The 1,844-nt window shown below is 48.2% G+C and carries 2 protein-coding genes; both read right to left on the reverse strand.

Annotated elements, in window-relative coordinates; all coding sequences use genetic code 11:
- On the reverse strand, positions 1–863 hold an 863-nt coding region (locus ACTNBR_RS16320; protein ID WP_441019244.1), incomplete at its 3' end, for a DDE-type integrase/transposase/recombinase.
- A gap of 136 nt (positions 864–999) precedes the next feature.
- Positions 1,000–1,497: a DUF6431 domain-containing protein gene (locus ACTNBR_RS16325; RefSeq protein WP_441019242.1), complete on the reverse strand. Its 498-nt coding sequence runs from the start codon at positions 1,495–1,497 to the stop codon at positions 1,000–1,002.
- Positions 1,498–1,844 lie beyond the last annotated feature (347 nt).

Below are 1,844 nucleotides of genomic sequence, written 5' to 3' on the forward strand. Positions count from 1 at the left end.
GAGTGGATGGAATCCATGTCAAGGGTATAAAGCCATTGTTCTTTCAGTGACCTCCACTGGCGTTCGATTTTTGCCTTACTGGCTCCGTCACGGACTTTTGTGTGCAGGAGTACCGTGCCGATGGAGCCGCAGATTAGGGAAAGCTGTTCGTTAGAATAGCTACACCCATTATCGACATAAAGCTTCAAGGGGATCCCATAAGTCGCCACAGCCTGCTTGAACACTTTCTGGAAGTTATAAGCATTATCGTTATAGAACAGGCCGCCGCCAACCAGGAGACGGGAATGGTCGTCAATGATCATAATGCAGTAGACCCGCCTGCGTTTCCCGTCTTCTGTGATATAAGGCAGGTAACAGGTATCCGCCTGCCACATTTTTCCAAAGGAATCCTCTTCAAAAGCCTTGCGGTCCCGCATGCCTGGATTGCGTGCGGATTTGAGGTCATTATGCCGGATAAAGCGCTGGACAGCACAAACGCTGACCGTAGCCGGAATGAAGGAATTCTCCACAAGCTGTTTGTGGATCTGTGTGGCATTGAGCCTGGGGAAAGCCTCTTTCAGACGGTAGATCTCTTCTATAGCGGTATCAGGCAGGACCCTGGTAGCACCTTTATCAGAGCGTTCCTTTGGCATCAGGGCATCGATCCCGCCTGTCTGGTAGAGGGATACCCATTTGCTGATGGTCTTGGGGCTGTACTGAAAAATGGATCCATCCGGCAGGGTCAATGGTTTTTCTGTGATGCGGCGGTAATAAGCGTTCCTGGAAGCATCCGGAAAAAGGCCGTGGATCACAGGTGCGATCAGGGCGAGCCGGAACTGGGCGATTTTTGCGGCGTTAGAGAGTTGTTGTTTTTGATTTTCCATTAAGAAAGAACCTCCTTTGTGTTTTTTACCATTGTAGAAAACAGGAATGGAGGATGCCATCCCCATGGCGTGTGGCCGTGAAAAAACAGGGGGACAGCAATGGTGGCACGGTCTGGGAGGTGCCGTATTTTACAGTTTATCCAGAGGGATTACGGTGGGACTGTAGGAAGGAATACGCAGTCTGCTTTGTAAAGTCCATGGCGAAAGAGGAATAATCCGGTTTGATGGCAAGCATCAGCAGGAAATCCATTCCAGAGGTTTCAGAGTCCTCCAGGATGCCGAGCCATTCCCGCTTATGCTGCTGAAAGAGCTGCTTCCATTTATACAACTGGTTTCGGGTAATGCAGAAACGTTCACAGAGGCGCTCCAGGGAAGAAATGTGCAGGAAGGCTTCTGCCAGGACACGAAGGATAAAGAAAAGGCTATAGCTGGAATAAGGGATGATCAGGTCCGGGAGGACCGCATGGGTATGTCCACAGCTTTGGCAGGCCAGACGAAGGACAGTCACTTCTGTAGTGACGGGTACCCCACAGATAAAGTCAATGATCCGGCGTCCATAATAGGCATGGATCTGGCAATGGAAAGAGGAGCCACAGACAGGACAGGTCTGCTTTTCCGGGCAGAATGTATCCATGTAGGAATCAAACAAAACTTTTGATGATTTTTTTATGCGAATTATCTTGCAAAAGAGGGCATTTTTTCTTATCATAAGGATGGTACTGTACAGAGGCCGTATTAAGTGGGACATAGATCCCGGACAAGGCCGGTGCAGGCTTGAGTGAGAGAAAGAACAAACTTTGGTAGGGGATGTTCTTTCTCTTTTTTTATGGTTACAAGCTAACTATAACGGAAACGGAAAAAAGATACAAGAAAAAAGCGCGCCGTAATTACAGGCACGTACAAAGAGACATCATTATGGAACTGATATAATAATTCGCTGTTTTTGTGCAGGAGACAGGAACTTTATTTTGCGAGACGACA

The organism is Bariatricus sp. HCP28S3_F11 (genome assembly GCF_052065395.1).
In the GTDB taxonomy this organism is placed as follows: Bacteria; Bacillota; Clostridia; order Lachnospirales; family Lachnospiraceae; genus Allocoprococcus.